This is a genomic window from Streptococcus oralis (genome assembly GCF_023109155.1).
Classification (GTDB): Bacteria; Bacillota; Bacilli; order Lactobacillales; family Streptococcaceae; genus Streptococcus; species Streptococcus oralis_BZ.
The window spans coordinates 140896-166210 of record NZ_JALDUA010000001.1 but is presented as its reverse complement, the minus strand read 5'-3'; the positions used below and the strand labels follow the sequence as shown (position 1 = coordinate 166210).

23 protein-coding genes and 1 pseudogene are annotated in these 25315 nt (G+C 42.7%); 12 read left to right on the top strand and 12 right to left on the bottom strand.

Annotation, left to right across the window (positions count from 1 at the left end; all coding sequences use genetic code 11):
* Positions 1-51: 51 nt before the first annotated feature.
* Both M1F63_RS00780 and uvrA read right to left on the bottom strand, forming a co-directional pair.
* On the bottom strand, positions 52-1113 hold the full coding sequence (locus tag M1F63_RS00780) for a M24 family metallopeptidase (protein WP_061421472.1): 1062 nt from the start codon (positions 1111-1113) through the stop codon (positions 52-54).
* Positions 1106-3937, bottom strand: a complete 2832-nt coding sequence (gene uvrA, locus M1F63_RS00775; RefSeq protein WP_247940496.1) for an excinuclease ABC subunit UvrA — start codon at positions 3935-3937, stop codon at positions 1106-1108. The genes M1F63_RS00780 and uvrA overlap by 8 nt, the downstream gene beginning before the upstream one ends.
* A 136-nt stretch (positions 3938-4073) precedes the next feature.
* On the opposite strand from uvrA, the gene M1F63_RS00770 reads away from it, so the two are divergent.
* The 5 genes from M1F63_RS00770 to M1F63_RS00750 all read left to right on the top strand — a co-directional run bounded on the left by M1F63_RS00770 (position 4074) and on the right by M1F63_RS00750 (position 7635).
* Entirely contained in the window at positions 4074-5018 is a 945-nt protein-coding gene (locus M1F63_RS00770; protein WP_000815619.1) for a magnesium transporter CorA family protein, read from the top strand.
* Between the two features lie 11 nt (positions 5019-5029).
* Entirely contained in the window at positions 5030-5707 is a 678-nt protein-coding gene (locus M1F63_RS00765; protein ID WP_247940495.1) for a DUF1129 domain-containing protein, read from the top strand.
* 15 nt (positions 5708-5722) lie between these two features.
* Complete coding sequence (locus M1F63_RS00760) at positions 5723-6070, top strand: TfoX/Sxy family protein (RefSeq protein WP_000331825.1); 348 nt, start codon at positions 5723-5725, stop codon at positions 6068-6070.
* Between the two features lie 161 nt (positions 6071-6231).
* Positions 6232-7266: a S66 family peptidase gene (locus M1F63_RS00755; RefSeq protein WP_247940494.1), complete on the top strand. Its 1035-nt coding sequence runs from the start codon at positions 6232-6234 to the stop codon at positions 7264-7266.
* A gap of 105 nt (positions 7267-7371) precedes the next feature.
* The gene (locus M1F63_RS00750; RefSeq protein ID WP_000166112.1) at positions 7372-7635 is read left to right on the top strand and encodes a SemiSWEET family transporter; all 264 of its coding nucleotides are present in this window, start codon (positions 7372-7374) and stop codon (positions 7633-7635) included.
* A 79-nt stretch (positions 7636-7714) separates the two neighbouring features.
* Here M1F63_RS00750 and M1F63_RS00745 read toward each other — a convergent pair whose 3' ends face one another.
* Both M1F63_RS00745 and ruvA read right to left on the bottom strand, forming a co-directional pair.
* On the bottom strand, positions 7715-8281 hold the full coding sequence (locus tag M1F63_RS00745; protein ID WP_247940493.1) for a DNA-3-methyladenine glycosylase I: 567 nt from the start codon (positions 8279-8281) through the stop codon (positions 7715-7717).
* Positions 8282-8290: 9 nt separating this feature from the next.
* Entirely contained in the window at positions 8291-8884 is a 594-nt protein-coding gene (ruvA, locus tag M1F63_RS00740; protein ID WP_247940492.1) for a Holliday junction branch migration protein RuvA, read from the bottom strand.
* A 158-nt stretch (positions 8885-9042) separates the two neighbouring features.
* Here ruvA and M1F63_RS00735 point away from each other — a divergent pair, with 158 nt between their 5' ends.
* A complete protein-coding gene (locus M1F63_RS00735) occupies positions 9043-9540 on the top strand; it encodes a helix-turn-helix domain-containing protein (protein WP_247940765.1) in 498 nt (165 codons plus the stop codon).
* Positions 9541-9689: 149 nt separating this feature from the next.
* Here the strand turns inward: M1F63_RS00735 and mutL are convergent, their stop codons facing one another.
* Positions 9690-11639 (bottom strand): DNA mismatch repair endonuclease MutL, encoded by a 1950-nt coding sequence (gene mutL / locus M1F63_RS00730; protein WP_000018187.1) that lies wholly within the window; start codon positions 11637-11639, stop codon positions 9690-9692.
* Positions 11640-11847: 208 nt separating this feature from the next.
* On the opposite strand from mutL, the pseudogene M1F63_RS00725 reads away from it, so the two are divergent.
* Positions 11848-12288 (top strand): annotated as a pseudogene (locus M1F63_RS00725) (LytTR family DNA-binding domain-containing protein).
* The gene (locus M1F63_RS00720) at positions 12285-12743 is read left to right on the top strand and encodes a DUF3021 domain-containing protein (RefSeq protein ID WP_247940491.1); all 459 of its coding nucleotides are present in this window, start codon (positions 12285-12287) and stop codon (positions 12741-12743) included. Before M1F63_RS00725 ends, M1F63_RS00720 begins: the two are co-directional and overlap by 4 nt.
* A 41-nt stretch (positions 12744-12784) precedes the next feature.
* Here M1F63_RS00720 and mutS read toward each other — a convergent pair whose 3' ends face one another.
* On the bottom strand, positions 12785-15319 hold the full coding sequence (gene mutS, locus M1F63_RS00715) for a DNA mismatch repair protein MutS (protein WP_247940490.1): 2535 nt from the start codon (positions 15317-15319) through the stop codon (positions 12785-12787).
* Positions 15320-15369: 50 nt separating this feature from the next.
* Positions 15370-15816 carry an arginine repressor gene (gene argR, locus M1F63_RS00710; protein ID WP_001231483.1) on the bottom strand — a complete coding sequence of 149 codons (447 nt, stop codon included), beginning with the start codon at positions 15814-15816 and terminating at the stop codon, positions 15370-15372.
* Between the two features lie 154 nt (positions 15817-15970).
* Between argR and argS the strand changes: the two genes are divergently transcribed.
* The 3 genes from argS to M1F63_RS00695 all read left to right on the top strand — a co-directional run bounded on the left by argS (position 15971) and on the right by M1F63_RS00695 (position 19703).
* On the top strand, positions 15971-17662 hold the full coding sequence (gene argS, locus M1F63_RS00705; RefSeq protein WP_247940489.1) for an arginine--tRNA ligase: 1692 nt from the start codon (positions 15971-15973) through the stop codon (positions 17660-17662).
* Between the two features lie 333 nt (positions 17663-17995).
* The gene (locus M1F63_RS00700; RefSeq protein WP_000084865.1) at positions 17996-18241 is read left to right on the top strand and encodes a hypothetical protein; all 246 of its coding nucleotides are present in this window, start codon (positions 17996-17998) and stop codon (positions 18239-18241) included.
* Positions 18242-18440: 199 nt separating this feature from the next.
* Positions 18441-19703: an NRAMP family divalent metal transporter gene (locus M1F63_RS00695; protein WP_247940488.1), complete on the top strand. Its 1263-nt coding sequence runs from the start codon at positions 18441-18443 to the stop codon at positions 19701-19703.
* 80 nt (positions 19704-19783) lie between these two features.
* On the opposite strand, the gene nrdI is transcribed toward M1F63_RS00695, so the two are convergent.
* The 5 genes from nrdI to M1F63_RS00670 all read right to left on the bottom strand — a co-directional run bounded on the left by nrdI (position 19784) and on the right by M1F63_RS00670 (position 24483).
* Positions 19784-20254, bottom strand: a complete 471-nt coding sequence (gene nrdI, locus M1F63_RS00690) for a class Ib ribonucleoside-diphosphate reductase assembly flavoprotein NrdI (RefSeq protein ID WP_247940487.1) — start codon at positions 20252-20254, stop codon at positions 19784-19786.
* 76 nt (positions 20255-20330) lie between these two features.
* A complete protein-coding gene (locus tag M1F63_RS00685; RefSeq protein ID WP_216732506.1) occupies positions 20331-20864 on the bottom strand; it encodes an ABC transporter permease in 534 nt (177 codons plus the stop codon).
* 58 nt (positions 20865-20922) lie between these two features.
* Positions 20923-22209, bottom strand: a complete 1287-nt coding sequence (locus M1F63_RS00680) for a response regulator transcription factor (RefSeq protein ID WP_000278921.1) — start codon at positions 22207-22209, stop codon at positions 20923-20925.
* A gap of 11 nt (positions 22210-22220) precedes the next feature.
* Positions 22221-23891: a sensor histidine kinase gene (locus M1F63_RS00675; protein WP_125412880.1), complete on the bottom strand. Its 1671-nt coding sequence runs from the start codon at positions 23889-23891 to the stop codon at positions 22221-22223.
* Positions 23869-24483, bottom strand: a complete 615-nt coding sequence (locus M1F63_RS00670; RefSeq protein WP_247940486.1) for a YesL family protein — start codon at positions 24481-24483, stop codon at positions 23869-23871. The genes M1F63_RS00675 and M1F63_RS00670 overlap by 23 nt, the downstream gene beginning before the upstream one ends.
* Positions 24484-24616: 133 nt before the next feature.
* Here M1F63_RS00670 and M1F63_RS00665 point away from each other — a divergent pair, with 133 nt between their 5' ends.
* A complete protein-coding gene (locus M1F63_RS00665; protein WP_247940485.1) occupies positions 24617-25186 on the top strand; it encodes an MptD family putative ECF transporter S component in 570 nt (189 codons plus the stop codon).
* Positions 25187-25315 lie beyond the last annotated feature (129 nt).

Here is a 25315-nt window from a genome sequence, read left to right as displayed (position 1 = left end):
TATCAGTATAAACCTTTAAAATATAAAAGTCAATGATTTATCTTAATTTTCTTAAATAACAATTAATTCCTTCGGCGCTAGAGTCAACAATTCGCAACCGTTATCTGTAATTAAGATATCATCTTCAATACGAACGCCGTATTTACCTTCAATATAAATACCCGGTTCATCAGTCAAGACCATGCCAGATTTAATGACTTCTTTGGAAGTTTGGCTAAAGTAGGGTTCTTCGTGGATATCCAGTCCGATACCGTGTCCAATACCGTGAGTAAAGTAATCACCGTAGCCTGCCTCGATGATAATATCACGAGGAATTTTGTCAAAGTCACGGAAACCTAATCCTGCCTTAGCTTGGTCAATCAAGGCTTGGTTGGCTTTTAGAACCGTATTGTAAATCTCTGCCTGCTCGTCACTGACATGACCGAGGTAGATGGTCCGTGTCATATCGCTAACATAGTGGTCGTAGAGACAGCCAAAGTCCATGGTAATGGCTTCTCCCAGATCTACTGGTTTGTGCATTGGGTGGGCGTGAGGTTTAGAAGAGTTGATGCCACTTGCTAAAATGGTATCAAAAGACAAGCCAGATGCTCCCAACTCACGCATACGGAAGTCAAGGAAGTTGGCAATTTCGATCTCAGTTTTTCCAGGTTTGATAAAATCAAGCGCATCGCGAAAAGCTTGGTCTGAGATAGAACATGCTTTACGAATAGTCGCAATCTCTTTCTCATCTTTAATCATACGAAGCGCTTCAACAAACTGAGTCTGCGGAAGCAAGTCCAAACCTGCAAAAGCAGCCTGCATACGGTGGTAATAAGAAACCGAAATCTCGTCTTCAAAACCGACGCGAGACAAGCCCATATCCTTAACAATGCCTGCAATAACAGCCAATTCATCGCGGTCAGCCACAATCTCAAAACCTGTCACTTCTTGCTTAGCTGCAATGATATAGCGAGAGTCTGTCACCAAAACCTGACGGTCACGGCTGATAAAGACTGTTCCATTTGAACCCCAAAAACCAGTCAAATAATAGACGTTTTTAAGGTTGTTGATGATGATACCATCTAGTTCTTTTTCTTGCATTTTAGCTAGAAATGCTTGCACACGTTTATTCATGATGTAACTTTCCTTTCAAATAGTGTCCTGTGTAGCTGGCTTCGTTGGCCGCTACTTCTTCTGGAGTTCCTGTTGCAATGATGGTTCCTCCACCAACACCGCCTTCAGGTCCCAAGTCGATGATATGGTCTGCTGTTTTAATAACATCTAGATTGTGCTCGATAACGAGGACTGTATTGCCATCGTCTACAAAGCGAGCCAAGACTTTAAGCAAGCGAGCGATATCCTCGGTATGAAGTCCTGTCGTCGGCTCATCCAGAATGTAGAAGGACTTACCTGTCGAGCGTTTGTGGAGTTCACTAGCCAGCTTCATACGCTGAGCTTCTCCTCCAGAGAGGGTGGTAGCTGGTTGTCCTAAGGTTACATAGCCCAGCCCTACATCCTTGATGGTCTGGAGTTTACGTTGAATCTTGGGAATGTGTTGGAAAAATTCCACCGCATCGTTGACGGTCATATCTAAAACTTGCGAGATATTCTTTTCCTTGTAGTGAACTTCTAAGGTTTCACTGTTATAGCGGGTTCCGTGGCAAACTTCACAAGCAACGTAAACATCTGGCAAGAAGTGCATCTCAATCTTGATAATCCCGTCACCTGAGCAGGCTTCGCAACGACCACCCTTGACGTTGAAACTGAAACGGCCCTTCTTATAGCCTCGAATCTTGGCCTCATTTGTCTGGGCAAAGAGGTCACGTATATCGTCAAAAACTCCCGTATAGGTAGCTGGGTTAGACCTCGGCGTTCGTCCAATCGGGCTCTGGTCAATGTCAATCAAGCGGTCTACATGCTCAATCCCTGTGATGGTTTTGAATTTACCAGGTTTGTCTGAATTGCGGTTAAGTTTTTGAGCGATTGCTTTTTTGAGAATACTGTTAATCAAAGTCGATTTCCCAGAACCTGATACCCCAGTCACAGCGATGAATTTTCCTAGTGGGAAGCGGGCAGTAACATTTTGCAGGTTGTTCTCACGCGCTCCTGTCACTTCGATAAAGCGACCATTTCCGACACGGCGCTCTGCTGGTACTGGAATGGCACGTTTCCCTGACAAATACTGACCTGTGATAGACTTGCTGTTACGAGCCACCTGCTTGGGTGTTCCTGCAGCAACAATCTCGCCACCAAAAACACCGGCACCCGGACCAACGTCAATCAGATAATCCGCCTCACGCATGGTATCTTCGTCGTGTTCTACCACGATGAGAGTATTGCCCAAATCACGCATCTTTTTCAGACTGGCAATCAGGCGGTCATTGTCCCTCTGGTGAAGTCCAATCGACGGCTCATCTAAGATATAGAGGACTCCTGAGAGGTTGGAACCAATCTGGGTCGCCAAGCGAATACGCTGACTTTCCCCACCTGACAGGGTACCTGCTGATCGAGATAGGGTCAGATAGTTTAGACCAACGTTATTAAGGAAGGTCAAACGGTCCTTGATTTCCTTGAGAATGGGACGGGCGATGATGGCTTCATTTTCAGACAGAGTCAACTGGCTGACCAACTCCAAGTGATCTGCGATAGACAGGTCTGAAATCTCTCCGATATGGGGCCCGTTCTCCCCACCCACACGAACAGACAAGGCCTGATTGTTAAGACGATAGCCGTGACAGGTTCCGCAGGTCAGTTCATTCATATAGAGACGCATTTGGGTGCGAGTATAGTCACTATTCGTCTCGTGGTAGCGACGTTTGATATTAGTGACAACTCCCTCAAAAGGAATGTCGATATCCCGCACACCACCAAATTCATTTTCATAGTGGAAATGGAATTCCTTGCCTTCTGAACCATAGAGAATCAAGTCCTTATCCGCTTCTGACAGGTCCTCAAAGGGGATATCCATATCCACACCAAAGGCTGTCATGGCCTGCTCAAGCATATTTGGATAGTAGTTGGATGAGATAGGATTCCAAGGTGCAAGTGCACCTTCACGTAGGGTCTTGCTGGTATCTGGCACTACCAAGTCAGTATCAACCTCCAGCTTGATTCCCAAACCATCACACTCACTACAAGAACCAAAAGGTGCATTGAAGGAGAAGAGACGAGGCTCTAACTCTGGTACTGTAAAACCACAAACTGGACAGGCATAATGCTCAGAAAAGAGCAACTCAGAATCGTCCATAGTGTCGATAATGACATAACCTTCTGCGATACGAAGGGCAGCCTCAATGGAATCAAAGAGACGGCTACGAATGCCCTCCTTGATGACAATACGGTCGACCACAACATCGATATTGTGTTGCTTGCTCTTGGACAACTCTGGCACTTCGGTCACATCATAAACTTCCCCATCCACACGGACGCGGACATAACCGTCTTTCTGAATCTTTTCAATGACGCTCTTGTGTTGCCCTTTTTTCTTACGAATGACAGGAGCTAAGATTTGCAGACGTTGGCGTTCTGGCAATTCCAAAACCTGATCAACGATTTGCTCCACAGAAGAGGCCTTAATAGCCCCGTGGCCGTTGATACAGTAAGGCGTCCCCACACGTGCGTAGAGGAGACGCAGATAGTCATTGATTTCAGTTGTTGTCCCGACGGTTGAACGAGGATTTTTACTGGTCGTTTTTTGGTCGATGGAAATAGCTGGACTGAGGCCATCAATGGCATCTACATCAGGCTTTTCCATGTTGCCCAAGAACTGACGAGCATAGGCTGATAGACTCTCTACATAGCGACGTTGTCCCTCCGCATAGAGGGTATCGAAGGCTAGGCTGGATTTTCCAGATCCTGACAAGCCCGTTACGACGACCAGCTTGTCTCTAGGAATCTCCACATTGATATTTTTTAAGTTATGGGCACGAGCCCCATGAATGACAATTTTATCTTGCATCTTTGTTCTTTCTAGTCCATTATTGCTTTCCATTATACCAAAAAATGTGAAATTCTATTACCCAAAAAGCTGTTTTTATAGTATAATAGTACGGTGCAAAAAATGAATCACTGAATAGTAGGAAAGGATAGGGGATATGAAACAAGTTTTTCTCTCAACAACAACTGAATTTAAAGAGATCGACACGCTTGAACCGGGTACTTGGATCAACCTCGTCAATCCTACACAAAATGAATCGTTGGAAATCGCTAACGCCTTCGACATTGACATTGCCGACCTTCGAGCACCGCTCGATGCGGAAGAAATGTCCCGTATTACCATCGAAGACGAGTATACTTTGATCATCGTGGACGTTCCCATCACAGAGGAAAGAAACAATCGCACCTACTACGTTACGATTCCGCTAGGGATTATCATCACCGAGGAAACCATTATCACTACCTGCTTGGAATCACTACCTGTTCTTGATGTCTTTATCAACCGTAGACTGCGCAACTTCTACACCTTCATGCGTTCACGCTTTATCTTCCAGATTCTCTACCGCAACGCCGAACTTTACCTTACGGCCCTTCGTTCGATTGACCGTAAGAGTGAACAAATCGAAAGTCAACTTCACAAGTCTACTCGAAACGAAGAGCTGATCGAGCTCATGGAATTGGAAAAGACCATCGTCTATTTCAAGGCCTCACTTAAGACGAACGAGCGCGTGATTAAGAAATTGACCAGCGCAACTAGCAATATCAAGAAATACCTAGAAGACGAAGACCTACTCGAAGACACTCTGATTGAAACCCAACAGGCCATTGAAATGGCAGATATCTATGGAAACGTCCTTCACTCTATGACAGAGACCTTTGCCTCTATCATTTCCAATAACCAGAACAACATCATGAAGACCCTAGCTCTCGTGACCATCGTCATGTCTATCCCAACCATGATCTTCTCAGCCTACGGGATGAACTTCAAGGATAATGAAATCCCTCTGAACGGCGAGCCACACGCCTTCTGGTTAATCGTCTTTATCGCCTTTGCTATGAGTGTTTCGCTCACTCTCTATCTCATCCATAAAAAATGGTTCTAAGAGGAATCCCTATGTCTCAGATTGATTTACAGAAACTAACCAAGAAAAACCAAGAATTTATCCACATCGCTACCCAACAATTTATCAAAGATGGTAAAACAGACGCTGAAATCAAGACTATCTTTGAGGAAGTCATTCCTAAAATCCTTGAAGAACAAGCCAAAGGAACGACTGCACGTTCCCTCTACGGGGCTCCAACCCACTGGGCTCATAGCTTCACTGTCAAGGAGCAATACGAAAAAGAGCATCCAAAAGAAAATGACGATCCAAAACTCATGATTATGGACTCAGCCCTTTTTATCACCAGTCTCTTTGCATTGGTTAGCGCTCTGACTACCTTCTTCTCTACAGATCAGGCTATTGGCTATGGGTTGATTACCCTCTTGTTGGTTGGACTTGTAGGAGGACTTGCCTTCTACTTGATGTACTACTTTGTCTACCAGTATTATGGACCAGACACAGACCGTAGCCAACGTCCTCCATTCTGGAAATCCATCCTAGTAATTTTGGCCTCTATGGTCCTTTGGTTGGTTGTCTTCTTTGCAACAAGCTTCCTACCAGCCAACCTCAATCCAGTCCTTGCTCCATTGCCTTTGGCTATCCTGGGAGCAGCCCTTCTCGCCCTTCGCTTCTATCTCAAGAAACGTTTCAATATCCGAAGCGCAAGCGCGGGCCCATCACGTTATTAAGAAAAGTGAAAAGCTATGGCATATAGTCAATCTTTAGCTCAGCAGATTCGAAAAATTCTAGCACTTAAACTTCCTCCCCAAATTTTCGAAGAAGAGTTAGAAGAAAAGAAACTGTTTGGTGGCCTGGCCTTTATGATTCGTGGGAAAATGGTCCTTACAGTCAGTTCCAGAAAGGACGAGCTGGTTATGGTGAGAATTGGCAAAGAAATGGAGAAGCAAGTTCTACCCCGAACAGGAGCTCATACTACATTGATGAGAGGGCGACCTTATCATGGCTATATAGACCTAGATATCGAAGGTCAAAAAGAACTTCCTTACTGGATTGATTTAGCCCTCTCCTATAATCAAGAGTTGACCAAGTAACTCATATCTAGCGAGATTAGAAAAACGAAAAGCAACTGCACAGGCGGTTGCTTTTTCACTTGCTTTCTTGAGATCCAATAGCACTTCTGAGTCTCATTATCGTAGTTTTCTCTCACCATTTGTGATAAAATAGGATCAATCTATTTCTAGGAGGATGAGATATGATTTCTACTATTGGTATTGTGAGTTTGTCTAGTGGCATTATCGGAGAGGATTTTGTCAAACACGAAGTCGATTTGGGTGTCCAACGTCTTAAGGATTTGGGACTCAATCCTATCTTTTTCCCCCATTCGTTAAAAGGTTTAGACTTTATCAAGGATCATCCTGAGGCACGTGCAGAAGATTTGATGCTGGCCTTTTCTGATGATAGCATCGACATGATCCTATGCGCCATCGGTGGGGATGATACCTATCGCTTGCTACCTTATCTTTTTGAAAACGACCAGCTTCAAAAGGTTATCAAGCCAAAGATTTTTCTTGGCTTCTCAGATACCACTATGAACCACCTTATGTTGCACAAACTAGGGGTCAAGACTTTTTATGGGCAATCCTTTTTAGCAGACATTTGTGAATTAGACAATGAGATGTTGCCCTATAGCTTTCACTACTTTAAAGAATTGATCAAGACAGGAAGAATCTCAGAAATCCGACCTAGTGACGTTTGGTATGAGGAACGGATTGACTTTAGTCCCAAGGCCCTGGGAACAGCTCGTATCAGTCATACAAATACTGGTTTTGACTTGTTGCAAGGAAATGCTCAGTTTGAGGGAGAAATTCTCGGTGGTTGTCTTGAGTCTCTCTATGATATTTTTGACAACTCTCTACACGCAGATAGCACCGACCTCTGCCAAAAATACAAACTTTTCCCTGACTTGTCAGACTGGGAAGGAAAGATTCTCTTACTAGAAACAAGCGAAGAAAAGCCTGAGCCGGAAAACTTCAAACAGATGGTGCAGACTTTGAAAGAAACTGGAGTATTTGAGGTAATCAGTGGACTCTTGATCGGAAAGCCAATGGATGAAACCTTCTATGACGACTATAAGGAAGCACTATTGGATATCATTGATAACAATATCCCGATTGTCTATAATCTAAATGTCGGCCACGCAACGCCAAGAGCCATTGTTCCCTTTGGTGTTCACGCCTATGTAGATGCACAGGAGCAAGTCATTCGCTTTGACGATAACAAAAAATAAACAATTTCTCCATTTTTGTGCTTTGGTATTGATTTTCGTTACAATTTGTGTCTGAATTTATTGCATTTTGCTTATTTCTATGATATCTTTTTAAAGGAGGTGTATATGACTAAACAAAAAATAAATCAAATTGTCGGTTCAATCGGGGCCTTTATCGGGATTATTGTATTTATCGCCTACATCCCACAAATTTTTGCCAATTTACAAGGCAACAAAGCTCAACCATTCCAGCCTTTATCCGCAGCAGTATCTTGTTTAATTTGGGTTATTTACGGGTGGACAAAAGAACCTAAGAAGGATTGGATACTAATTATTCCAAACTCAGCTGGCGTTGTCTTAGGTGGACTGACATTTCTTACTGCACTATAAAAGTTACTAGCATATAATCAAAAAGCTGAGAAACTCTTCTCAGCTTTTTCTATATTCTCAGATAATTAGACGCCTGCACTCACTTATTTCCGCTTTTCCACTCACAATCATTCTCGTGGTCGTCAATCAGACCTGCCGCTTGTAGAAAAGCTAAAACTGCGACTGGACCTGTGAACTTGAAGCCTCGTTTTTTGAGATCTTGAGATAACTTTTCAGACAAGGCTGTTTTAGCAGGTGCTAGGTGATAGTCAGGAACATCATTCACGATCGTTTTTCCCTCAACAAAGGACCAGAGATAAGCGTCAAAAGAGCCAAAGGTTTTCTGGACTTGTAAAAATGCTTGGGCGTTGGCACGCGTCGCAAAGAGCTTGGCACGATTTCGGATGATGGCTGGATTCTCTAACAAGGCTTCCAACTCCCCATCTGCCATCTCCGCGACCGCCTGAATTTGATATCCATGAAATGCTTCTCGGAAAGCTTGGCGTTTGTTTAGTACCGTTTCCCAAGATAGACCAGCCTGATAGGTTTCCATGCACAATAACTCAAACAATGCTTGGTCATCATGGAGGGGGTAGCCCCACTCCTCATCATGATAGGCTACATATAAAGGGTTGTTCATTTTAACCCAACCACAGCGTTTTGGCATACTCTTCTCCTATTTTACCAACATCTTAAGGGCCGACTTGATATAGTTCTCAGCTGTATCTGTCGTTCCTTCAAAGAATTTCTTGATTTTCTTAAGCTCGGTTGCCTTGTAGCCCAGTGCCAACATGGCTTCCATAGCTTCTTCCAGTTCTTGGTTTTCAGCGCTGGTTTGCACTGCCACCTTGGCAGGAAGGTCATCGCTAGCCACAACTACCTTACCTTCCAAGTCTAGCACCATCTGTTGGGCTGTTTTCTTGCCAATTTTAGGGAACTTAGTCAAGTAGGTAATGTTCTTAGTCTCGATTGCTTGAACCAAGCCAGCATTGTCATCGGCTGCGATAATAGCCAAAGCTGATACAGGACCAATCCCTGATACCGAAATCAGACTGAGAAAGAGTTTCTTCTCATCTTCTGAGCGAAAACCGTAGAGCAGATGCGCGTCCTCACGAACAACTTGGTGCACATAAATTTGAGTTTCTTGATTGACCTGACCTGAGTAAGCATAGGGATTGGCTACATGCAAGATATAACCGATACCGTTTACCTCTAGGACAATGTATTTAGCAGTTATTTTGGTAATGATTCCTTTTAAATATTCGTACATAATTTTTCTCCATTATTTTGCCTATCTAGTATACCATATTTCCCCAAGACAGACTGCAACAAAAGGTGCAACCTCTGGTTGACAAATAGTACAGGAGATTGTATTCTCATTATAAGTAAAAATTGTTAGGATAGAAGTAGAAAAAGGAGGATAGAATGATGAAACTCGCAGAAAAACTATTTGAACTCAGAAAGAAAAAAGGTTGGTCCCAGGAAAAGCTAGCAGAACAAATCAATGTTTCTCGGCAAAGCATCTCCAAATGGGAGTCTGGACAAGTCCTTCCTGAAATCGAAAAAATCATTGAATTAAGCAAGATTTTTCAAGTGACAACTGACTATCTACTACTGGATGAAAACTCTGAAAAAGGTTCCTCGGAAGTGATCTTGGAGGAAGATAAGGACAAATACTATAAAGAGGTTAAATCCTTTGGTATCTGGCAAGTGATTTATATTTTCGTCTTGGCTGTGGCTACCTATCTCTTTTTAGCTGGTTCTAGTTTTCCAGCCGAGTTCACTGCCTGGATTTGGCTGATCTTCATTCTCTTGATTGCTTCAGCGATTGCTATCAACAAGGCTCTCAAAACCAAACAACGTTATCTTGATAAAGTGATTGGTCTTGAGAATCCTTCTGACAAAGATGACTCTAGAAAACCTTGAATCACCTAATTCCGTTTTCGCAATATTTTTTAGAACTGATCTTGTCAAGCAAGTGTAAACCTCATGGCAAGTTGCCATGTCCATTCAAAATTCCCACCATAGAAAAGCTAAAAAGCCTTGTTTGGAAAAAACAAAGGCTTTTTGTGTTCTTAATATTTCCCCAACTCACGGAGGCTAGTATGATTCTCCTGAATTCGTCGGAACATTTTTTCCATATCCGACTTGGTAAAATGCACCAAAACAGGACGTCCGTGGGGACAGTTGTAAGGATTGTCACATTGAGAAAGCTGATAAAGGAGTTGTCTGGCTGAGTGGTCATCGATGCGATGGTTGGCCTTGATAGACCGTTTGCAGGACATCATGATAGCCAGCTCTGCTCGGTATTTCTTGATCGAAACTTCCTTGGTCAAGAGGAGCATATCACACATTTCATAGATGCCTGACTCAATCTCTTCTTCTGCCATCCAAATAGGATGTTCACGCAGTATAAATTGATTTTCTCCGTACTCTGCTAAAAAGACACCCACTTCCTCCAAAAGTGCCATTCTTTCCTTGAGACGAAGAGCATCATCTGCTGGGAATTCAAAGATGTAGGGCACTAGGAGTTGTTGCTGACTCTGGTCAACATTGCCGATGCTTTCACGGTATTCCTCGTACTTAACTCGTTCCTGCGCCGCATGTTGGTCTATGATGTAGAGTCCATCTCGCCCTTGGGCAAAGAGATAAGTCCCGTGCATTTGTCCGAAAAACTCCAACTCTGGGAAGCTGGATGCTTCTTCTCGCTCCAGCTTATCATAAGCCTTATTGAGGCTAGCTAGATCTAACTCTGGATGGTCTAGTTGGTCGTAGTTAGCAGGCTTTCTCTCTGCAAAATGCAGTTTTGCGGGCTTAGTCAATTGGTCCAAAGTTTCTTTAGCAAACAGGGTTAGGTCCCTACCCTCCTCAGTTAATTCAACCTGGTGGTCAGCCACCTCAGCTTGACTGGGTTTTGAGAGTTCTGTTTTTTCATAGTAGAGCGTATTTTCTTTGAGTGGGAGAATGGTCTGCTCTACCTTTTGACGATTACGCACAGTCGACTTGGCAAGATTTTCTAAAGCATCAGGAATCAAGGATTGTTCCTTGAGACTATTTGAAATAGCTTCTGAAACCAGCGCCATCAGTTCTCTTTCCTTAGAAATCCGCACTTCTTGCTTGGTTGGATGCACATTGACATCAGCTAGATAGGGGTCGATATGGATGTGAATGACAGCCAGTGGAAAACGCCCTACCATGAGCTTGCTTCCATAACCGTCAAGAATAGCACGATTGAGCAGGAAGTTTTTGATATAACGGCCATTGATGAAGAGGCTGATATAGTTGCGGTTTGCACGAGTCAACTCAGGCAAGGACACAAAACCTGAAATTTCGAAATCTAAGTCAGAGTTCTCAATGGCAATCATCTTCTTAGCACTCGCCAAACCATAAATCCCTGCGATGGCTTGGCGTAGTTGACCAGTCCCTGCTGTTCGTGTCATTTCCTTGCCATCACTAATCAAACTAAAAGAAATCTCAGGATGAGCCAAGCCCAGACGGTTGACAATATCAATGATATGAGACAACTCCGCTTGCTGGCTCTTCATATACTTGAGACGTGCAGGTGTGTTGAAAAAGAGGTCCTCCACACAAACTTTGGTCCCCACAGGACTAGTCGCTGGAATGACTTCCTCAACTTCACCCCCACGCGCAACGAGCTTGGTTCCATGACTAGCACCATCCATCGCGGTCAACAGAGTCAAGACACTGACAGAAGCGATAGAGGGCAGGGCTTCACCTCGAAAACCAAGCGTCCGAATCCGAAAGAGGTCTGCTTGATTTTTTATCTTACTGGTCGCATGACGACGCAAGGCCAATTCCACCTCATCGTGGGCAATTCCATGACCATTATCAGTGATTTGGATTTTCTTGAGACCAGCTTCCTCAATCTCAATGATAATCTGACTAGAACCCGCGTCAATGGCGTTTTCTACCAACTCTTTGACCACGCTAGCAGGACGTTCAATCACTTCTCCTGCCGCTATTTGGTTTGCCAGTACCTCTGGCAATTCAATAATATGAGACATCTTTCAGCCCCTTTCTGTATCTATTTTCCTAGAAATTGATTAGTGCTATTATACCATATTTCAAATGCTATCAGAAAAAGCAAATACCACATAGACTCCAAATCTCTCCACATAGACAAAAGCTCTTGCCATGGGTCGTAAAATAGTGTTTAATAAAGGTGTACAAGAAGCGATCACAATTTTGTATGAAAAACAAGGAGAGAAATTTATGAAAGTAGAACTACAGATTAGCGAGTTTTACAAGGAAGAAAAGCTGATTGTCCAAGCACCTCAAGAAACCAAAAAAGTCCAAAAAGTCATCGAATTTGCTGAAAATCTTGACCAAAAAGAAACAATCAAAGGAAAGATTGATGGTCAGGTCTATCTAGTTAAGATTTGTAAGATTCAACGCTTCTATATAGAGAATCGAAAGGTTCTAGCAGAAACTGCTAGTCAGACCTACAGTATTGATTTGTGACTCTATCAGATTCTTGAAATTCTGCCGACCACTTTTATCCAAATTTCCCAATCTGAAATCGTTAATATTGACGCTATCTCTCATCTCAAACTCACGCCCAACGGTCTGGTTGAAATTTTCTTAAAAAACGAAAGCTTCACCTACTCTTCACGCCGTTACCTAAAAACCATCAAGGAGAAATTAGAACTATGAAAAAACAAATCTTTCACGATGCAGCCGCTGGTGTTCTTATCGGCCTCATCCTCTCTATCCTCTTTTCACTCATTTATGCACCAAATACCTACGCTCCACTTAGTCCCGATTCTCTAGTCGGACAAGTGATGGTGGAACATCAGGTTCATGGTGCCTTGATCTTGCTCTACTGTATGATCATCTGGTCAGCTATCGGCGTTCTCTTTAGCTTTGGCAGTCGCTTATTCAGCCGTGACTGGAGCTTGCTCCGTGCAACGCTTTCCCATTTCTTCCTCATGCTGGCTGGCTTTGTTCCACTGGCAACTCTGGCTGGTTGGTTCCCCTTCCACTGGACCTTCTATCTCCAGCTCATTCCGGAGTTTGCGATTGTCTACCTTATCATCTGGGCTATTCTCTATAAAAGAGAAGCAAAAAAAGTAGACCACATCAATCAACTCTTGGCCCATAAAAAGTAATAGAGAAAAATCCCACTCATAAAAATATGAGTGGGCTCTTTTTATAATTTTTGTTTGAGCTCGACCAAGACATTCATAGCCTGCATAGGTGTCATATTGTATACATCCAGTTTAGCTAATTCTGCTAGGATAGGATGCTCTGCAGGCGTGTCAAAGAGTGACATCTGTTCAGTAACAGCGCTTGTTTCTCTCATGGGAGCAGGACTTTCCGTCCCTTGATTCTCCAGTTGAGTCAATATCTTATCCGCCCTTGCTAAAAGTTCTGCTGGTAAGCCAGCAATCTTAGCAACGTGGATACCGTAGGATTTGTCAGCTGGTCCTGGTTCGATCTTGTGAAGGAAGGTGACCTGTCCATCCTGTTCTAAGGTTGCCACGTGGACATTGACCAAGTTTTTCAAGCTGGACTCCAGACTGGTCAACTCATGGTAGTGGGTAGCAAAGAGGGTTTTGGCTCCGATATGTTCATGGATGTATTCGATGATGGATTGGGCCAGAGCCATTCCGTCATAAGTTGCAGTTCCGCGTCCCAATTCATCAAAGAGAATCAAGGAATCCTTGGTCGCATGCGAAATGGCATTGTTGGCCTCCATCATCTCCACCATAAAGGTTGATTGACCTGAAACCAAGTCATCTGCTGCTCCGATACGGGTAAAGATGGCATCGAAGATAGGCAAATGGGCGCTTTCTGCCGGCACATAAGAACCCAGCTGAGCCATAACCGCCGTCATGGCTAGCTGGCGCATGTAGGTAGACTTCCCACTCATGTTGGGCCCTGTAATCAATTGAATACTGGTATCTTCTGCCATCTGGATACTATTTGGAATATAGGTCTGAGCTCCCATGACCTTTTCAACGACAGCATGGCGCCCTTTCTGGATATTGATCTGCGAATCATCCCCAAACTCAGGTCGGATCAAATGCTGGGTTTCAGCTACAACTGCGAGACTTTGCAAGACATCAACGGTCGCAATTCCTTGGGCTAGAGCCTGCAAACGCTGGATGTACTTGCTGACTTCCTCACGGATGCGCATAAAGATTTCGTATTCTAGGTTGGCTGACTTCTCACGCGCCTCCAGCATATCTCCCTCGATACGGGCTAATTCTTCGGTACCAAAGCGTTCTGAGTTTTTCAGCGTTGCCTTGCGGAAAAAGTGGGCTGGCACATTTCCCAGTTGCGAATTAGTCACATGGAAATAGTAGCCATCTTTTTTATTGTAGTCAATCTTAAGCGTGCTGATGCCAGAGTTTTCCCGCTCCTTAGCCTCAATCTCAGCAATCCAGCTAGTCCCTTCTCTGAGGACACGACGATATTTATCCAAGGTCTCATCAAATCCCGTACGGATAATGCCACCTTCCGTAATCACGTGAGGAGCTTCAGGAGCAATGGCAGCACTAATCAAGCTCTCCAACTCAGGGATGGCATCTAACTGTTCGATAAGATAGGCTAGGGCAGGTTGCTCCATTCCTTCTAAAATCGCTCGAATCCGTGGCACACTGGATAAGGTGGTCGCCAACTGCAAGAGATCCTTGGGATTGGTCTTGCCAAAAGAAACCCGACTAGCCAAGCGTTCGATATCATAAACACCCTTGAGGCTATCCGTTAAATCACTACGCTCAAAGAAATGGTCAAGAAAGACCTGCACCACCTCTTGACGTTGGACGATTCGCTCCTTATCAATCAAAGGACGATGAATCCAAGAACGCAAGAGCCGCATGCCCATAGCCGTCTTGGTTTCATCTAAAAGCCAGAAAAGACTGCCTTGCTTCTTACCTGAACGGGCATTCTCAACCAAATCCAGACTAGCCTTGGTCGCATAGTCCATCTGTAAGAAATCTTTAATTTCATAGCGGATAACTGGTTTGAGATGGTTCAATTCTCGCATCTGGGTACGGTGAACATACTGGAGGAGCTTACTAGCTGCCGCTTGCTCCACAGCTGCCAGTCGTGGATCCAGTAAATGAATATCCTCAAAGCCTTCCTTCTCATAGGAAAGCACCAGATTCATCTGGCGACTGAGAATTTGTTCTTCTTCCTCAGACAAGTCATAACCCAGCACCACTTCTCGAGCCTTGAGATTACGGATTTCTCCACAAACCAACGTGAAATCCAATAGCCCTGTCACATAGAAATCACCCGTCACCAGGTCCATATAAGCCAGACCAAATTGATTGCCATCACGATCTAAGGCAACCAAGAAATTATTCTGACTATCCGGCTTACTGCTATCAACGACCGTTCCAGGTGTGATGACCTGAACCACCTCTCGCTTGACAACACCAACCGCTTGTTTGGGATCTTCCATCTGCTCGGCTATGGCTACCTTATAGCCCTGTTCAATCAGAACATCGATATACTGTTGGGCAGAATGATAGGGGACGCCCGCCATGGGTATCGGATTTTCTGCATTTTTATTCCGACTCGTTAAGGAAATTTCTAAAATTTGCGCTGCATTAATTGCATCTTCATAGAACAACTCGTAAAAATCACCCATTCGAAAAAGCAAAAAAGCATCTGGGTATTGTTTCTTAATATCCACATACTGTTGCATGCCGGGTGATAGCTTTTCTGTTGCCATTTTCCGTCTCTCCTTGCTAAAAATAAGTCTTGAGAGCAACTCCCAAGACCTTATTTATCTTTCATCAAATCTAGCAAACGATCTTCCATCAGCTTGGCAACGTGCTGGTCTCGACAAATAACCAATAAGGTATTAGCACCAGCAACCGTTCCTAAAATCCATTCATCCTTGTTTGCATCTACAATGTTTGCTAAGACTGCAGCTTCCCCAAGTTTGGTATGAAGTACTAAGGTGAACTCTGCTCTTGCAACTCCTTCTAAATGATGAGACAAAAACTCAACTAAATCAATCTTATCTGTCTCATTTGCTAGTACATAATACACCATATCATTTTTCTTAACCTTGGTCAAGCCGATTTCACGCAAATCACGTGACAAAGTCGTTTGTGTCACATAAACATTACGAGCTTCTAAACGATCTTGAATCTCTTTTTGTGTCCCAAGTTTTTCTTCGGTGATCATCTTTTTAATCAATTGATGCCGTTCTCTTTTTCTCATATTATCCTCTTAAGTGAATATTTATAACAAGTTTTACATTTATTTTATAACTACATTATACCAAAAAAAATAGATAATTCAAAAAAATTCTTTTCTTTCTCAAAAAATGTAGTAAATTGTGTTAAAATAGTAAAAAAGCCCAAAAGGAGCCCTTATGAATACAAAAGAATTGATTGCTAGCGAGTTGGCTAGCGTCATTGATAGCCTGGACCAAGAGGCTATTTTAAATTTACTGGAAACACCTAAAAACTCAGAAATGGGAGATATCGCCTTCCCTGCCTTTTCTCTAGCAAAGGTCGAGCGTAAAGCTCCTCAAATGATTGCAGCAGATATTGCTGAAAAAATCAATAGTCAAGCCTTTGAAAAGGTTGTTGCTACTGGACCTTACGTCAACTTTTTCCTTGATAAATCGGCTATTTCGGCTCAGGTATTACAGGATGTTATCACTGAAAAAGAGCACTATGCTGACCAAACCATTGGCAAGCAAGAAAATATCGTTATCGATATGTCTAGTCCCAATATCGCAAAACCATTCTCTATTGGGCACTTGCGTTCAACGGTTATCGGAGATAGCTTATCACATATTTTCCAAAAAATCGGCTATCAGACAGTCAAGGTCAACCATTTGGGAGACTGGGGCAAACAGTTTGGAATGCTGATCGTTGCCTACAAGAAATGGGGAAATGAGGAAGCCGTTAAAGCGCATCCAATCGATGAACTTCTTAAACTCTACGTTCGCATTAATGCTGAAGCTGAAAAAGATCCTAGCTTGGATGAAGAAGCACGCGAATGGTTCCGCAAACTGGAAAATGGAGATGAGGAAGCCCTCGCTCTCTGGCAATGGTTCCGTGATGAAAGTTTAGTGGAATTCAACCGCCTTTACAATGAATTGCAAGTCAAATTTGACAGCTACAACGGGGAAGCCTTTTACAACGATAAGATGGATGCTGTTGTAGACATTCTCGCTGAAAAAGGACTTCTTGTTGAGTCAGAAGGTGCTCAAGTTGTCAATCTTGAGAAATATGGAATTGAACACCCAGCCCTTATCAAAAAATCTGATGGTGCAACTCTCTATATCACACGTGACTTGGCTGCAGCCCTTTACCGTAAAAAGGAATACCAATTTGCAAAATCCATCTACGTCGTTGGTCAAGAGCAATCTGCCCACTTCAAACAACTCAAGGCAGTACTACAAGAGATGGGCTACGATTGGAGCCAAGACATTGTCCATGTTCCGTTTGGATTGGTAACAAAAGAAGGAAAAAAACTCTCTACTCGTAAAGGAAATGTCATCTTGCTAGAACCGACTATCGCTGAGGCTATCAGTCGTGCCAAGGCCCAAATCGAAGCGAAAAATCCTGAGTTAGAAAATAAAGACCAGGTTGCCCACGCTGTTGGAGTTGGGGCTATCAAGTTCTATGATCTTAAGACCGACCGTACAAATGGATACGACTTCGACCTTGAAGCTATGGTATCCTTTGAAGGAGAAACTGGACCTTACGTTCAATACGCCTACGCTCGTATCCAATCTATCTTGCGCAAAGCTAATTTCAAACCAGATACAGCTGGCAACTACAGCCTGAAGGATGCTGAAAGCTGGGAAATCATTAAACTACTCCAAGACTTCCCACGTATTATCAATCGTGCAGCAGATAACTTTGAACCTTCTATTATTGCGAAATTTGCGATTAGTTTGGCTCAAGCTTTCAACAAGTACTATGCACATACACGTATCCTAGATGAAAGTCCTGAGCGCGACAGCCGTCTAGCCCTCAGCTACGCAACCGCAGTGGTCCTCAAAGAAGCTCTTCGTTTGCTCGGAGTAGAAGCGCCGGAGAAGATGTAAATCGCCAAAGTTACTTGATTGCGAAGCAATCTAAGTAACTAACACCAAATCCTATTCGGACTTTGGCTAGGCGCCTCACTAGTAAAGAAACATAAATATTGTCGATTTATGTTTCTTTACGTCGTAACCAGTACGAGTTGCCCAAACGCTTCACTAATTCACCTAACCAAATAATATCGATTCGGTTAGGCTCATGTCGTAATCTTTTAAATTACTTGAAAGCAATCCGAACGATTGAGCAAAATAACATTTATATTTTGTTCGGCCTTGTAGCTGTTTAATGAAACAATTTATTCACGTATACTATTTCTTTATCACACTGGGAGATTTCCTATGAGCCAATATGCTTATATCCTCGTTGTACTTAGCTTGGTTTTCCTTTTTCTGCTCAATAAGTACGAGAAGGAAAGACTGCAAAGACTCTACCAAGAGCAACTCTTGAAGGACGAGACATTTAGGTCTGATATCAAAGAGAAAATTCACACGACTGAAAATATCAATGATGTCATTGCACATATCAATAAAACTTACCATCTGGGAATGTTGCTCTCAAAAGACGTTACAGATCAATTGAAATAATCAAAATCCGAGAAGCTTTCTTCTCGGATTTTTTTAGCCTTAACTATATTCTCCTTGGAGAAATTTCATCAGTACATGTAAAGTTTTCTGTAATTTTCTATATTTTTTCAAAATATTCTTGCATTTCCTTTAAGTTTTTTGTAGAATAGTAGCTATCTATTCAGATTATTCTGAAAATTCAAAAATAGGAGTGTTTATTATGTCACAAGTTACGTTATCAAACCAGTCAACCTGGGCAAGCAAACTAAAGGCAATGGGGCCAGGAATCCTAATGGCTTCTGCAGCCGTTGGAGGTTCTCACATCGTATCCTCCACTCAAGCTGGTGGTTCCTATGGTTGGTCACTACTCCTCTTAGTTATCTTGGCCAATGTCTTTAAATATCCATTTTTCCGTTTTGGTGCCGAATATACTGCCGACACTGGCAAAACCTTGGTGGAAGGCTATGCTGAAAAAAGAAAACTCTATCTCTGGATTTTCTTTATCCTCAATGTCTTTTCAGCTATGGTCAACACAGCTGGTGTTGCCATTCTGTGCTCAGCTATCATCGCCAGTGCCTTCCCAATGATCGGTCTTAGCATCACTCAATGGTCCCTTATCCTTGTTGCAGTCATTTGGGCCATGCTACTCTTTGGTGGCTACAAACTATTGGATGGTATGGCAAAATGGATTATGTCTGCTTTGACCATTGCAACAGTTCTTGCAGTTATCATTGCAGCAATTAAGCATCCAGAATATAGCTCTGATTTTGTCGAAAAGACACCTTGGCAAATGGCGGCCCTCCCTTTCATCGTTTCCCTCTTAGGATGGATGCCTGCTCCTATTGAAATTTCAGCCATCAATTCACTCTGGTCTGCTGAAAAGAAAAAGACTGTCAACTTTAATACAGAGGACGCCCTTTTCGACTTTAACGTTGGTTACATTGGAACTGCTATCCTAGCTGTATTCTTCGTGGCACTAGGAGCGCTTATTCAGTATCCTACAGGACAAGCAGTTGAAGCCGCTTCAGCCAAGTACATTTCTCAGTTTGTGGGTATGTATGCCTCTGTTCTTGGAGAATGGTCTCGTTATTTGATTACCTTTATCGCCTTTCTCTGTATCTTTGGAACGGTCATCACCGTTATCGATGGCTACTCTCGTGTCAATCAGGAATCGCTACGACTCTTGATTCGTCAAAAAGAGGATACTCGCAAATCTTTGAACATCTGGATGACCATTACCGCTATCATTGGTATCGTAATTATTAAATTCTTTGCTGGACAAGTTTCAACCATGCTTCGCTTTGCCATGATCGGTTCTTTCCTGACAACACCATTCTTCGCTCTTTTGAACTATGTATTGGTGACACGTGAGAATAAAAATCTTCCTTCTTGGCTAAAACTCCTCGCTATCGCAGGGTTGATTTTCCTCTTTGGCTTTGCTATTTTCTTTATCTATGCACTTGCCATCGGAAAAGCAGGATAGTTTATAAATGGCACCCTTACGGGGTGCTTTTTGTATACGCAAAAAGCAGTTGAAAATCTCAACTGCCCTTCAGTACTACTTTATTTTTCTGTTTCTAACTCATACAAATCTGCAATAATCGCTGCGACCTTTTTAATATCTTCCAGCATGCCTCTCATTTCAAAATCTGCTAGAACAGGGAAACCAAAGCGCTGACTGTACTGCTTGGCAGTCAAACAGTATTGGTTATTAAAATTGCGATTGCCAGATCCCACTACGCCAAAACACTTACTGGCATTATCTCCATAGGCGATAAAATCACCCACTGGAGTCGTCAGAATCTCAACATCACCATTATCGACACCATTCCCACCTTCCAGATAGGTTGGTAAAAAGGCAACATAAGGATGGTCCATCTCAAAGAAATCTTTTCCTTCCTTGACCAAATCCTTGATATGGATCTTTTGGACCTCAATCCCTTCGTGCTGGGACAAGAGATAGTCCTTAAGTCGGGTTACAAAACTCTCTGTATTCCCACTCAAACTGATATAAACTAAAGATATTTTTTTCATATTGACCTCGATTTTTATTTTTGGATAGTAAAAGAACTACCAAGATTGTAACTTGATAGTTCTCTTTTGTCAATACTTAGGCAACTTCTTCTGCTTCGACTTCTTCGGCCAAATCCTTTTGCTGGCGCCACATCTTGTAAAAGACTAAGGCTAAAAAGAGAACATTGATAATGATGAATAAAATATTCGTTCCTTGTGCAAATGCTCCCATTCCTAAGCCGAGGGTAGTATCTTTGATTAATTGAACTGCATCTTGAACGTTCATATAGCTATAAACCAAACCAACAATAGCTAGTAGAACATAGCCAATATAAGCATAGTTTGCAAATTGGACGTTTTTACGAACTAAGAACACAAAGGCTACCACAACTAAAATAGCAGATAAAACAATCAAAACTACATTAAAAATTGAGTGCGATGACGCTGTTACTTGGTAAGTATAGTTGACTGTGTCTTCTAATTGCTGAGCAGTAAGCGTCCCGCTATTCGCCAGGCTAGCACGAAGCACATCTTTACTTGGCAATGGACTCAAGATTCCAAATAATGACATAGATGAAATAAGGGCTGATAGGACTAACAAGACCCAAAGATAAATAGGATTCTTTTTCATGTTTTCCTCCATAAGATATTTTGAACATTATAGCATTTTTTGTACAGGAATACAACTTTTACAAGCTGGTTTCAACTTGTTTCCGATAAGCTTTCGGTGATTTTCCGCACAATTTACGGAAAACCTTATAGAAATATCCAACATTACTATAGCCAACTGCATAGCAAATATCTTCGATACTATCACTGGTCGAAAGTAAGAGTTGCTGCGCTGCCTTAATTCGCTGTTTATTGAGCAGTTCCGCAAAGGTTGAGTTGGTTTCCCTCTTGATCAGCTGACCGAGATAGACAGGATTGATAAAGAGATCCTTGCTAATATCCTTAAGTGAGAGCTCTTTCTGATAATCACGCCCAATCACCTCCAGCACGCTCACCACATTTTCATTCATGCGGTACTGGCCAAAGAACTTGGTCAAGGTTTCTTTGATATAGGCAACCAATTCTTCAAAGGTGTTAATGGCATGGATAGCTTTGACTATCTCGGTCATATCATCTGCTTTTAGGTGTTCAAACAAATGAAAGACATCCATGACAAACTGGGTAAAGAGTTGCTTCGTGATAGCCACGCGCGGGGTATTCTCTAAGACAACCTTCTCCAGCAGGGTCAATTCTTCGATGATTTGATTGATATTTCCTTGGATAATCACGCGATAAATCGGCTCATAATAAGCAAACAAACTCTCAGATTTTTCTAGATTGACTGAACCGTAGAAAAGGGCTTTTTCAGCGTTGATCTTCCAATTCTCAAAGGACTGCTGGTAGGGTGCTTCAAATGGTGTCACGACGATGCCATCTAGTGGCTGATCAGAGATAAAAATCTGCCAGTCTTGTCCCAAAACATAGTAAGGAATGGTAAAAGAGCCCTGCTTTTCCTTGGAAAGACCAATCCACCAGCTGTCTTTACCTGACAGGTAGTTCGTAAATCCTGTCTCATCCAATTCTTGACTGAGGGTCTGACTTTGCTCCACCTTTTCCTGAAGCTGTTGCGCAATTTTTTCTAATAAATTGCCCAACTCCACCTTGTCTACGGGCTTGACCAGATAATCCACGACACTAAGGTTCATGGCTTTTTTGACGTACTCAAACTCCTGATAACCAGACAGCAAGATATAATAGGTATCTGGAAGTAGCTCTTTCATTTCCCTAATCATCTCAAGTCCGGTCTTATCTGGCATGTTGACATCGGAAATGACCACATCTACTGGATTTTTCTTAACATAGTCCAAAGCATCATCTGCGTGATTAGCAGTTGCGACGACTTGCATATCCCATTTTTCAAAGGGGATTAATCGCTTGAGCCCCTCTGTCACCATGTACTCATCGTCTACTAATAAAACTTTATACATTTCTACCCTTTCTATTCATCCTGGATAGTGATATGGTAACGAACCCCCTCTTGCTCAGCTGACTCTACACTGATTTGGTAGCGATCCCCAAAGTAGAGAACAAAGCGTTCGTGTACATTTACTATTCCAATTGATTGCCGCTCCCCACTATAGCTTGCCTCGTGTTCAAAACTTCGTTGAGCTAATTTTTCTTGCAAGCTAGCTAGTTTCTCAGCGGGCATTCCTCGACCATTGTCTTCCACTAGGATCTCAACGAAGCCTTGGCCCTTCAAGGCTTTGATACTGATGACATTATCCGTTCTGCGATAGTCAACACCATGGGCAAAGTAGTTTTCTACTAATGGTTGGAGTGTAAATTTTGGAATCCTCATTTCTTCCAATTCTGGTGCAATCTTGAAACCATAGGCAATGGATTTAGGATAACGCACCATGCAGAGATAGCTATATTTTCGGCAAAATTCCAACTCCTGCTTCAAGGTCGTTTCCCGCTCGTCAGAGATATTGTTGCGTAACAAGCTGCTAAATTCATAGATAATGTCCGCCAGTTCATCCTGACTTTGCATGACGGCATACATCCGTAAAAACTCCAGAGTATTGTACATAAAGTGAGGATTGATTTGAGCCTGCAGGGCTCGCATATTGGCATCTTTTTGACTGAGCTCTAGCTGATAGATATCATGGATATTTTTTTCCAGGCGATCCAACATATCATTGGTTGTTTCTGCAATGAGAAGCAACTCTTGGTCTTTTTCAGAGGTATCGATTCGAAGGCCTTCTTCTCCTTGAGCAATCACCTCGATCGAATCAACTAGGTCTACGACCTGCTTTTGGTAATTTGAAAAAGTCTGTCTAAGGGTCACGTACAAAATGATGATAAAGAGAATACTTAGCCCAATAATGACAGCCGAACTCGTCAAAGTTCCTGTAAGAACAAAATTTTTAGGAACAGCAACTCGAACCTGATAACCATGAGAGGTGACACCCACAAACCAGTTTTCTCGCTCAGCTGATACCTTCTCCCCAATATGGAACATCTCGGTCTCAAAAGGCGAAGTTACTGTTACAGCCATTGGGATATGACCCCGAGTATTGTCAATAGCTCCATGTAAAACATCTGGGGATAGGGAGATATAAATCACTCCTAAATCCTTGTCAGACACAGGATCGGAAACAGGAATGGCAAAACTATTGGCTGCCGGCTTAAAACCCTCCGCAGGAATTTTCTCTCCACTGCGTTTTTCTCTAGTCGAAACATACACTTCCTTATAGTCCTGAAGAACAATAGCCACTCCAGTCACAAAATCATTCCGAACATAGAGATCATCAATATTTTCATACAGAGAAACAGAGATATAAGGCGAAGTTTTACGCTCTAATTGCCAGTAGAAATAGTCTGGTGTGCTGAGACTGAAATACTTGTAAATTCCTTCGATGCGGGCCTGATTTTCAACCAAAGACTGAGCAAGTCGGGTTGACTCTCTGTGATAGTATTCCACTTCACTCACTGTCCGAGTGGTCACACGTTCTGCAACCCGTTGAGCCTCTTTCTCACGCGAGTCCCAGTCAGCATACGATAGCATAATCGCAAAACTGGCAATGACCACGATCATAACCAAACTATAAATCCGTAAAAGAGAGTGAAGCCAGAACTGCTTCATTCTATTTTGTCGCCAATTTTTCATGGATACTTTCATAAATAGGTTCCAACATATCACTGATAAAGAAATGCCACATTCCAATTCCTACAAAAAAGAACAAGGCAGGCATATAATAACCAACTCCTACAAGGAGAGCTGACCCGAGTAAAACCTTGGCAATCGCAGGTAGGCTCATGAAAATCCCGATAAGGGACAGTTTCAAGGTATTTTGGTAGGATAAATCAAAGTACACCTGAAGTTTCAAGGAAACAGTGTAGGCTAGAAAGACAAGAGCCACTACAAGGACATTGAGAAAGGTCGCCAAGAGGTGGAAAATCGTCTGGTGGGGCAATTGAACTAGAAGATACAGACCATAAACTAGGACAAGATCCACAAACACAAAACTATAGAAAGCTAGATTACTCTTGACAAAATTGCTCTTATACAATTCCCAAGCTTCCTTCAAATGGTATGCTCGATAAGTATAACCGTGCTCCGCATACAAACTCATCAGGGTGGTACTAGCTGGTGCCAAACCAAAGACCACTCCTCCTGCTAGTGTTAATAGCCAGAAATAAGCTGTCGCAATCATTCCCAAAAAGATACGATTAAAGACGAATTCTAGAAATTTTCCCATGTTACTCTCCTTAAACTAACAATGTAACCATTATATCATATTTCAAGCGTTTTCAAAAATATAGAGTTTCCATTTACAATCCTCAAAAAGCGTGATACAATTGGTTTTGTTAATTCGCATCAAGGAGTTTCTCATGAAGAAAAATATCTTAACCACCCTCTTAGCCGCCGTCCTCTACTTTCTCTGTGTGGGGATTGGAGTCTTCCTAGGACACCTGGTCGACCAGACAGGCAATATGTTCTACGCGCCTGCCTTTTCTGCCCTTGTCGGTGGCAGTGTCTACATGCTTCTTTTGACGAAGGTCCCTCGTTTTGGCGCTATTACAACTCTAGGACTTTTTATGGCACTTTTCTTCCTAGCTAGCAAGCATGGCGCTGGTGCCTTTCTCCCAGGACTCGCCTGTGGTCTTGCAGCAGATGCCATCGCTCGTCTCGGAAACTACAAAGACCGAATCAAAAACACCCTCTCCTTCCTTGTCTTTGCTTTTAGCACAAGTGGCCCTATCTTCCTCATGTGGATCCGTCCCAAAGCTTACATGGCCACCTTACTTGCGCGTGGGAAATCCCAAGAATACATTGACCGTATCATGGTCGCTCCAGAGTTGGACAAAATCCTTCTCTTTGTTTCAAGCATCCTTCTAGGTGCCTTGATCGGGGCTGTGGTTGGGCAATTTCTAAGTCAAAAAATAGCTGATAGACTATAAGATAAAAGCCCTGAAGACTGGCAATGCCTAGCTCCAGGGCCTTTTTGTATACAATCTTAAAATTCACTATAGATAAATTCTTGAATATTCGAAAAATCAGTCACAAAACAGTAAATCACGATGCTCAAG

Coding starts and splice junctions, on each gene's coding strand:
- M1F63_RS00780 (WP_061421472.1), bottom strand. CDS start 1,113: ATGAATAAACGTGTGCAAGCATTTCTAGCTAAAATGCAAGAAAAAGAA.
- uvrA (WP_247940496.1), bottom strand. CDS start 3,937: ATGCAAGATAAAATTGTCATTCATGGGGCTCGTGCCCATAACTTAAAA.
- M1F63_RS00770 (WP_000815619.1), top strand. CDS start 4,074: ATGAAACAAGTTTTTCTCTCAACAACAACTGAATTTAAAGAGATCGAC.
- M1F63_RS00765 (WP_247940495.1), top strand. CDS start 5,030: ATGTCTCAGATTGATTTACAGAAACTAACCAAGAAAAACCAAGAATTT.
- M1F63_RS00760 (WP_000331825.1), top strand. CDS start 5,723: ATGGCATATAGTCAATCTTTAGCTCAGCAGATTCGAAAAATTCTAGCA.
- M1F63_RS00755 (WP_247940494.1), top strand. CDS start 6,232: ATGATTTCTACTATTGGTATTGTGAGTTTGTCTAGTGGCATTATCGGA.
- M1F63_RS00750 (WP_000166112.1), top strand. CDS start 7,372: ATGACTAAACAAAAAATAAATCAAATTGTCGGTTCAATCGGGGCCTTT.
- M1F63_RS00745 (WP_247940493.1), bottom strand. CDS start 8,281: ATGCCAAAACGCTGTGGTTGGGTTAAAATGAACAACCCTTTATATGTA.
- ruvA (WP_247940492.1), bottom strand. CDS start 8,884: ATGTACGAATATTTAAAAGGAATCATTACCAAAATAACTGCTAAATAC.
- M1F63_RS00735 (WP_247940765.1), top strand. CDS start 9,043: ATGAAACTCGCAGAAAAACTATTTGAACTCAGAAAGAAAAAAGGTTGG.
- mutL (WP_000018187.1), bottom strand. CDS start 11,639: ATGTCTCATATTATTGAATTGCCAGAGGTACTGGCAAACCAAATAGCG.
- M1F63_RS00720 (WP_247940491.1), top strand. CDS start 12,285: ATGAAAAAACAAATCTTTCACGATGCAGCCGCTGGTGTTCTTATCGGC.
- mutS (WP_247940490.1), bottom strand. CDS start 15,319: ATGGCAACAGAAAAGCTATCACCCGGCATGCAACAGTATGTGGATATT.
- argR (WP_001231483.1), bottom strand. CDS start 15,816: ATGAGAAAAAGAGAACGGCATCAATTGATTAAAAAGATGATCACCGAA.
- argS (WP_247940489.1), top strand. CDS start 15,971: ATGAATACAAAAGAATTGATTGCTAGCGAGTTGGCTAGCGTCATTGAT.
- M1F63_RS00700 (WP_000084865.1), top strand. CDS start 17,996: ATGAGCCAATATGCTTATATCCTCGTTGTACTTAGCTTGGTTTTCCTT.
- M1F63_RS00695 (WP_247940488.1), top strand. CDS start 18,441: ATGTCACAAGTTACGTTATCAAACCAGTCAACCTGGGCAAGCAAACTA.
- nrdI (WP_247940487.1), bottom strand. CDS start 20,254: ATGAAAAAAATATCTTTAGTTTATATCAGTTTGAGTGGGAATACAGAG.
- M1F63_RS00685 (WP_216732506.1), bottom strand. CDS start 20,864: ATGAAAAAGAATCCTATTTATCTTTGGGTCTTGTTAGTCCTATCAGCC.
- M1F63_RS00680 (WP_000278921.1), bottom strand. CDS start 22,209: ATGTATAAAGTTTTATTAGTAGACGATGAGTACATGGTGACAGAGGGG.
- M1F63_RS00675 (WP_125412880.1), bottom strand. CDS start 23,891: ATGAAAAATTGGCGACAAAATAGAATGAAGCAGTTCTGGCTTCACTCT.
- M1F63_RS00670 (WP_247940486.1), bottom strand. CDS start 24,483: ATGGGAAAATTTCTAGAATTCGTCTTTAATCGTATCTTTTTGGGAATG.
- M1F63_RS00665 (WP_247940485.1), top strand. CDS start 24,617: ATGAAGAAAAATATCTTAACCACCCTCTTAGCCGCCGTCCTCTACTTT.